The sequence below is a fragment of the Eubacterium sp. AF15-50 genome (assembly GCF_934835595.1).
Classification (GTDB): domain Bacteria; phylum Bacillota; class Clostridia; order Lachnospirales; family Lachnospiraceae; genus Eubacterium_G; species Eubacterium_G segne.
Genome location: NZ_CAKVZL010000057.1, coordinates 7,061 through 14,125 on the forward strand (window position 1 = coordinate 7,061; position 7,065 = coordinate 14,125).

General features: G+C 35.5%; 8 protein-coding genes and 2 pseudogenes (1 of these 10 running past the window's edge). 1 reads left to right on the top strand and 9 read right to left on the bottom strand.

The window, feature by feature from the left end; all coding sequences use genetic code 11:
* Positions 1-884 (bottom strand): annotated as a pseudogene (mtaB, locus tag Q5O73_RS07330) (tRNA (N(6)-L-threonylcarbamoyladenosine(37)-C(2))-methylthiotransferase MtaB) (it extends 418 nt beyond the left edge of the window).
* A 177-nt stretch (positions 885-1,061) separates the two neighbouring features.
* On the opposite strand from mtaB, the gene Q5O73_RS07335 reads away from it, so the two are divergent.
* The gene (locus tag Q5O73_RS07335; RefSeq protein ID WP_021952707.1) at positions 1,062-1,289 is read left to right on the top strand and encodes a hypothetical protein; all 228 of its coding nucleotides are present in this window, start codon (positions 1,062-1,064) and stop codon (positions 1,287-1,289) included.
* A gap of 52 nt (positions 1,290-1,341) precedes the next feature.
* Here Q5O73_RS07335 and thiI read toward each other — a convergent pair whose 3' ends face one another.
* The 8 genes and pseudogenes from thiI to Q5O73_RS07375 form a co-directional block, all read right to left on the bottom strand.
* Complete coding sequence (thiI, locus tag Q5O73_RS07340) at positions 1,342-2,523, bottom strand: tRNA uracil 4-sulfurtransferase ThiI (RefSeq protein ID WP_021952708.1); 1,182 nt, start codon at positions 2,521-2,523, stop codon at positions 1,342-1,344.
* A gap of 5 nt (positions 2,524-2,528) precedes the next feature.
* A complete protein-coding gene (locus Q5O73_RS07345) occupies positions 2,529-3,683 on the bottom strand; it encodes a cysteine desulfurase family protein (protein WP_021952709.1) in 1,155 nt (384 codons plus the stop codon).
* A 13-nt stretch (positions 3,684-3,696) separates the two neighbouring features.
* On the bottom strand, positions 3,697-4,434 hold the full coding sequence (locus Q5O73_RS07350) for a 16S rRNA (uracil(1498)-N(3))-methyltransferase (protein ID WP_021952710.1): 738 nt from the start codon (positions 4,432-4,434) through the stop codon (positions 3,697-3,699).
* A gap of 4 nt (positions 4,435-4,438) precedes the next feature.
* The gene (gene prmA, locus Q5O73_RS07355; RefSeq protein ID WP_302669367.1) at positions 4,439-5,404 is read right to left on the bottom strand and encodes a 50S ribosomal protein L11 methyltransferase; all 966 of its coding nucleotides are present in this window, start codon (positions 5,402-5,404) and stop codon (positions 4,439-4,441) included.
* A gap of 88 nt (positions 5,405-5,492) precedes the next feature.
* Positions 5,493-5,672: a DUF4250 domain-containing protein gene (locus tag Q5O73_RS07360; protein WP_021952712.1), complete on the bottom strand. Its 180-nt coding sequence runs from the start codon at positions 5,670-5,672 to the stop codon at positions 5,493-5,495.
* A 150-nt stretch (positions 5,673-5,822) separates the two neighbouring features.
* Positions 5,823-6,215, bottom strand: a complete 393-nt coding sequence (locus tag Q5O73_RS07365) for a hypothetical protein (RefSeq protein WP_021952713.1) — start codon at positions 6,213-6,215, stop codon at positions 5,823-5,825.
* A gap of 14 nt (positions 6,216-6,229) precedes the next feature.
* Positions 6,230-6,718, bottom strand: coding sequence for a small multi-drug export protein (locus Q5O73_RS07370; RefSeq protein WP_021952714.1), 489 nt, complete (start codon positions 6,716-6,718; stop codon positions 6,230-6,232).
* Positions 6,719-6,776: 58 nt separating this feature from the next.
* A pseudogene (locus Q5O73_RS07375) lies at positions 6,777-7,065 on the bottom strand (hypothetical protein); the annotation flags it as partial.

A 7,065-nucleotide genomic window follows, 5' to 3' on the forward strand; every position in this document is an offset into this window, starting at 1 on the left:
TCTGTGGTAAATGCGGGATTTATAAATATCTCCCTGAGAAGCATGCATTTGTTATAATATTCTTCTGATGTGTAATGTCTGTTCATGGCTTTTAACGTTGTATCGCATCCGCTTTGCATGGACAAATGGAAATGAGGACAGATTTTTGTAACTTTTGATAATCTGTGGGCAAATTCCTCCGTTACCACTTCCGGGTCAAGGGAGCCTAATCTTATACGTTCAATTCCTTCTGTATTTTCAGCTAATTCTATTACATCTATTAATTTCTTTCCATTATCGTCATAACAACTTAAGTTAATTCCCGTAAACACAACTTCCTTAAATCCGTTATTTGCCAATCTTTCCAATTCATCTTTTATACTATCCATTTTTCTGCTTCTTATTCGCCCTCTGGCATAAGGAATAATGCAGTATGAGCAGAAATTGTTGCATCCGTCCTGAATCTTCAAATGAGCCCTGGTATGCTCCGTAACAGTGGCAATTTCCAAGTCCTCATATTCATCAGTCTTATTTATGTCAATAATATAATTCTTTTTGTGTTCCTTAAAATATTCCTGTAATATTTCCACAATTTCTTTCTTTTTGTTATTTCCCACAATTATGTCTATAGACAAATCCTCTGCAATTTTCTCAGAGGCTGTCTGCACATAGCAGCCTGTTGCCACCACAATGGCACCTTCATTCATTTTCTTTGCCTTATGAAGCATTTGTCTTGATTTTCTGTCAGCCATATTAGTTACAGAACATGTATTTACTATATATACGTCGGCTTTCTCAGAAAAAGAAACTATCTCATACCCTGCATTTGCAAGGAGCTGGGACATTGCCTCTGTTTCATAAGAATTTACCTTACATCCTAAGTTGTGTAATGCTACCTTTTTCATTCTAATCTCCAAATATTTTATTTTAAACCTTTCTTTTTAAAGCCTCTGCACCTTATACAAATTTACACTAATTTAACCTATATTTAATTGTAATTTTGTTATTTGTTCTCATTGAACAAATGTTAAATCCGTGCTATTATGTAAAGGAAAGAGATAAAAAAAGAGAGGTGTACAAATATGAAAACAGTTACTATTAATTTAGGCTCTATCGACAAGGTTAAATCATTTGTAAATGATATCACAAAATTTGATAACGACTTCGACTTGGTTTCAGGACGTTATGTTATAGATGCAAAATCTATTATGGGCATCTTCAGTCTTGATTTGTCAAAACCAATTGATTTGAATATACATAACGAGGACAATCTTGATGAAATCCTTGAAGTTCTTAAAAAATACGAATAAAGCCTAAGTGGCCGGCTAATTTTTTAGTCAGCCACTTTTTTTGTGTCTTTTTTTAGTTGTTAATTTCTATTACTTCTACTGTGTCAATTGCTTCCTTAAACATTCTGTCTATTTCCTCAGCTAAATGAGTTTCTGAATTTTTAATTACATTAATATTAGGTTTTGTAACCGGATGTTTTGCCACAAAAGTTGTACAGCAATCCTCATATGGAAGTATTGATGTTTCATAGCTTCCAATCTTTAATGATACATCTACTATTTCCTGTTTATCAAAAGCTATTACAGGTCTGAATACCGGAAGTGTACATACCTCATTTGTTGCTGCAAGACTTTGCATGGTCTGACTTGCCACCTGTCCTATCGACTCACCGGTAATTAATGCCTGTGCTCCTTCTTCCTTTGCAAAATATTCAGCTATTCTCATCATATATCTTCTCATAATAATAGTCAGTTCATCGTGAGGGCATTTATCATATATATACATCTGAATATCTGTAAAATTAACTACATATAACTTCATTGGTCCTGAATATTCAGATACGATTTTTGCCAAATCCACTACCTTCTGTTTTGCTCTTTCAGATGTGTATGGAGGTGCATGGAAGTATACTGCATCCACTACTACACCACGCTTTGCAGTCATCCATCCTGCTACCGGGCTGTCAATTCCTCCTGACAACAAAAGCATTGCCTTTCCTGCTGTTCCTACCGGCATTCCTCCCGGTCCCGGAATTATTTTTGAATAAATATTTATATGATTTCTAATTTCAATGGTTAAAATCACATCAGGGTTATGAACGTCAACCTTTGTTTCAGGAAATGCCTCTAGAATTCTTCCTCCCATTTCCGCATTAATTTCCATTGACTCCATAGGGTAATTTTTTCTGGCACGTCTTGCCATAACCTTAAATGTAAAATTCTTATCCTCATAATTTTCATCAATATATTTTATAACCTGATTTGCTAAATCTTCAAATCCGTTATCTTCAATTTGTACCATAGGACAAATTCCCACAATACCAAATACGTGCTTAAGAGCATCAACAACTTCATCAAAATCATAGTCGTTTTCAGCTGTTGCATATATTCTTCCATATTCCTTTGTGACCTTGAAATCACCGTCAACTTTATCTAATGCCCTTCTTGCATTGTCAACTAAAGCATCTTCAAACAAAAATCTGTTTTTTCCCTTTACCCCGATTTCCGCATACTTTATTAAAAATGATTTAAACATTTCCTTTATCTCCTTACATATTTTCTTAAAACCGGAAGAAGCTTTGTTATTTCTTCCACTGCATAATCTACTTCTTCCTTTGTGTTAAATTTGCAAAAACTAAATCTTATGGTGGAACCTAACAAATCCTTATCTACCTTCATTGCCTTTAATGTTTCACTTACGGCAGGTCTGTTAGATGAGCAGGCACTTCCTGCTGACACATATATTCCTTTATCTTCAAGAGCGTGTAACAATACCTCACTTCTTACCCCTGAAAAGCTTGCACTTACAATATGGGGAGCACCTTTATCTCCCTTTCTGCTGTTTATTGTAACACCTTCTATGCCGCTTAATTTATCAATAAGATAGTCTTTTAAGTCTGTCATGATTTTTACGTTTTCTTCTAAATTATCATAACATTCCTTTGCCGCTAAACCTATTCCTGCAATTCCCGGAACATTTTCCGTTCCTGAACGCATGCCTTCCTGCTGCCCCCCTCCTAAAATTATAGGATTGATTTTAGTATTTTTCTTTATATAAATAAAACCGCTTCCTTTAGGTCCATGTATCTTGTGTCCGCTAACGGTTAAAATATCAATGTTGTCCTTTTTAGGTCTAATTTCCATTTTACCAAAGGCCTGAATGGCATCCACATGATAAACCACCTTTGGATTTACTGTTTTTATATATTTTCCTATTTCGTGAATTGGCATTATGGCACCAACTTCGTTATTTACATACATTATTGACACTAATATTGTGTCTTCACTCATCTCTTTTTTTAGTGCCTCTAAATCCACCACGCCGTATTCATCCACAGGAAGGTATACTACGTTATATCCCATTTTTTCTAAATACTTCATTGGATTTGCCACGGAAGAATGTTCTACCTTTGTAGTAATTACCTTGTTTCCACTTCTTTTATTTGCCTCAACAGAACCTATTATTGCCATATTATTTGATTCTGTTCCACCGGATGTAAAATATATTTCCTTGCTATCTACCTTTAAAATATCAGCAATACAGTCTTTAGCATCCTTTATATATTTTTCTGCCTCTACGCCTATCATATGCATAGAAGATGGATTTCCATAATCCTTTGTCATTGCATCTACAACTATATTTTTTACATTTTCAGTTACTTTAGTAGTAGCTGAATTGTCGAAATACGCTTCCATTTGTGTTTCCTCACTATTCTTCCGTCAAATACATTATTACCGACATAATTGTCATACCGGCTGTTTCCGTTCTTAAAATTCTTTTTCCAAGAGTTATTTGCTTTGCACCATATTCTGCTGCCTCTAAAACCTCTTCCGGTGCGAACCCTCCTTCAGGTCCTATGAAAATTCCAACAGACATGCCTTTTTTTATTTTTGAAACTATATCCCTTGTAATATCCATATTTTCAGCCTCTTCATAAGGAATCAGAATCATATCCATGTTGGTTGCCATTTCCAACGCCCTACTAAAAGACACCGGCTGTAAAACCTTGGGGATAATTCCTCTTTTTGACTGTTTTGCGGCACTTTCCGCTATAAGATTCCACCTTTTTGTTTTGGCTTCCGCCTTTTTTGCATCTAACTTAACAACACATCTTTTAGTGGCAACAGGAACTATTTCATATGCCCCTAACTCCACCATTTTTTGAATAACCGTTTCCATTTTGTCTGACTTTGGAAGTCCCTGAAATAAAGTAACTTTAACAGGAAGTTCCCTTGCAGGACCGTTTACATCTTCTATTATAACCTGAACTTCATCCTTTAAAATGTTATCTATGGAGCATACATATTCCCTGTCCATACCATTACTTATTAAAACCTTCTCTCCCACATTCATTCTCAAAACATTTCTTATATGGTTTACATCTTTTCCCGTAATGGTAATTCTGTCCTCACCGATTTGGTTTTCCTCAACAAAAAATCTATACATTTCTCTACCTTTTTTCTGCCATAACAGCCCGCCAGTCGCCTTGTTTAACTACATCTGTTAATTTTAATCCTCTGTTATTTTCCACCGCTTCCTTTACTGCTTCTTCCTTCATATAAATAATTCCTGAGGAAATAAATATTCCTCCATCCTTTAAAAATCTATCCACAATACCGGCAATTGGAATAATAACATCCGCCAAAATATTTGCCACCACAACATCATATTTTTTATTTTCAAATTTTTGTTGCATTTTTTCATCATCTAACACATTTCCCAATATAACTTCAACGTCATCCATAGGGATTTTATTGACCTTAAAATTATCATACACAGCATCTATTGCAGCCTGGTCTATGTCTGTCATATCCACATGTCCTGCCCCTAACTTCTTTGCAACAATGGATAATATGCCGCTTCCACAGCCTAAATCCAATACTTCATCACCGGCTCTTATATACTTTGTAAGCTGGTTAATGCAAAGCTGTGTTGTTTCATGTTTCCCTGTTCCAAAAGCTGTTCCCGGATCAATTTCAATCATCTGCATATGTGAATACTTTTCATCTACACTCTCCCATGTAGGTTTAATGTAAAAATCACCTACCATAAATGACTTAAAATATTTTTTCCAGTTATTAACCCAGTCCACGTCCTCTGTAGTGGATTTTTCTATGCTTCCTTCACCTATATTAATAAAACCGTTTGCTTCCTTTAACTTTTCCCTTAAACTTTCTAAGAGATTTTCGTCATTTTCATCATCAGCATTTTCTTCCGTATAAAAACTGATATATGCCACACCGTCATCTTCCGGCAAATCCGGCAGATAATCAATGAACATTTTCTCCTTTTCCCCCTGGGTAATCTGGAGATTATCCTCTATCTGTATTCCGTTAATTCCTAATTCTATCATAATACCACTGACAAAATCTGTAGCTTCAGTGGTTGTTTTTAAAGTGTATTTATTCCATTTCATAATAAAAAACCTCGTTATATTGATAAATAATCTACAACTAAATTATCATATCATATTAACGGGGTTTTATCAAACTTACCATTATATTTTATACAAACTGATTTGATGTGGCATCATAGCTATAATTGATTTTTTCCAGTTTCTCTTCTATCTCACTTTTATCCACATCCTTTGCCCTGCAAAAATCATCAAGGCTTCCGTAAAAATCTCTTAAATTGGTATTTACAACGCTTAAAAGCATAACCGGGTCTTTGGGTAATGTATCCATTTAAACTTCTCCTTTCATTCGGCGGCAGTTCGCCAAAAACATTTATAGAAATGAACTTCGTTCATTTAGTTTTTGGCTCCATTGTGTTGCCCCCTCATTTCATTCGGCGGCAGTTCGCCAAAAACATTTATAAAAATGAACTTCGTTCATTTAGTTTTTGGCTCCCCAAAGGAGGTATCCTATAATGATGCCCACAAATACTCCTATAATTAAATGTAGTATCCTCATTATATCCGGTCCCTTAGGTGTTTCCGTGTCTTTATATTTTTTTCTTTCTTTTCTGTTAAATATTACAATGTCAATTGCTAAAACTATGCTTCCCACAAAGGATATTATAAACGTAACTATTGTTACTAATATAGCCTGCTGTATTCCAGAAATTGCCATCATTACTGAAATAAACGCAATTAAGGCTGATGGAATGGTTATTGCCATGGTTATTTTTCCAACCATTCCCGGGGTGTATTTCCCATCTGTGGTTCCCTTAGTGATGTTCTTCTGTCCTTTATACATATAGTCGTAATTCATTTGTTTCTTTGCCATACAACGCTCCATTCTTAAACTGTAGCACTAAATGCCGACACTCCCAAGGCACTTAAAACTCCCATTATTATACCTGCTAAAAGTACGCCTCCCATGCAGGCTATTACGCTCTTTTTAAAATCCATATCTAAGAAGCTTGCTGCCAATGTTCCCGTCCATGCACCTGTTCCCGGAAGAGGTATTCCTACAAATAACATAAGGGCAACATAAAGTCCCCTTCCTGCCTTTGACTTAAGCTTCTCCCCTCCACGCTCACCTTTGTCTATGCACCATGAGAAAAACTTTCCAATATATTTTTTATCTGCTCCCCATATTAATACCTTTCTTGCAAACAAAAATATTATAGGTACCGGAAGCATATTTCCAATAACACAGATAATGTAAGATGTAACCATTGGAAGCCCCATTCCTGCTGCTATGGGAATGGCTCCTCTAAGTTCAACAATTGGCACCATAGATACCAGGAAAACTATTAAATATTTATAAATAACTGCTCCAAACATATTTATATCTCCTTAAGTTTTTATTTAAAATCTCCCGTAAAGTATAACATCCCACTGATTATTCCACAACTTGTTTTTTTATTAAATTAGAATCCTCTATTTGGTCCACCGTCACAAACTGATATCCCTTACTTTGTAGTTCATCCACAATTTTAAGTGCTGCATCAACAGATGTTCCAAAAATATCATGTAACAATATTATATCCCCGGGGCGGGTGCTTTTAATCACTCTTTTTGCCACAACATCTGCATTTCTATCCTTCCAGTCCTCCGGGTCTACGCTCCACAGCACAATTGACATATCTGTTTCTTCTAACAGTTTTTCATTCCAGTCCCCGTAGGGAGGT

Excerpts from the sequence above, each read along its gene's own strand:
- Q5O73_RS07350 (WP_021952710.1), bottom strand. The coding sequence starts at position 4,434 with ATGTATAGATTTTTTGTTGAGGAAAACCAAATCGGTGAGGACAGAATT.
- Q5O73_RS07365 (WP_021952713.1), bottom strand. The coding sequence starts at position 6,215 with ATGGCAAAGAAACAAATGAATTACGACTATATGTATAAAGGACAGAAG.
- prmA (WP_302669367.1), bottom strand. The coding sequence starts at position 5,404 with ATGAAATGGAATAAATACACTTTAAAAACAACCACTGAAGCTACAGAT.
- Q5O73_RS07370 (WP_021952714.1), bottom strand. The coding sequence starts at position 6,718 with ATGTTTGGAGCAGTTATTTATAAATATTTAATAGTTTTCCTGGTATCT.
- Q5O73_RS07335 (WP_021952707.1), top strand. The coding sequence starts at position 1,062 with ATGAAAACAGTTACTATTAATTTAGGCTCTATCGACAAGGTTAAATCA.
- Q5O73_RS07360 (WP_021952712.1), bottom strand. The coding sequence starts at position 5,672 with ATGGATACATTACCCAAAGACCCGGTTATGCTTTTAAGCGTTGTAAAT.
- Q5O73_RS07345 (WP_021952709.1), bottom strand. The coding sequence starts at position 3,683 with ATGGAAGCGTATTTCGACAATTCAGCTACTACTAAAGTAACTGAAAAT.
- thiI (WP_021952708.1), bottom strand. The coding sequence starts at position 2,523 with ATGTTTAAATCATTTTTAATAAAGTATGCGGAAATCGGGGTAAAGGGA.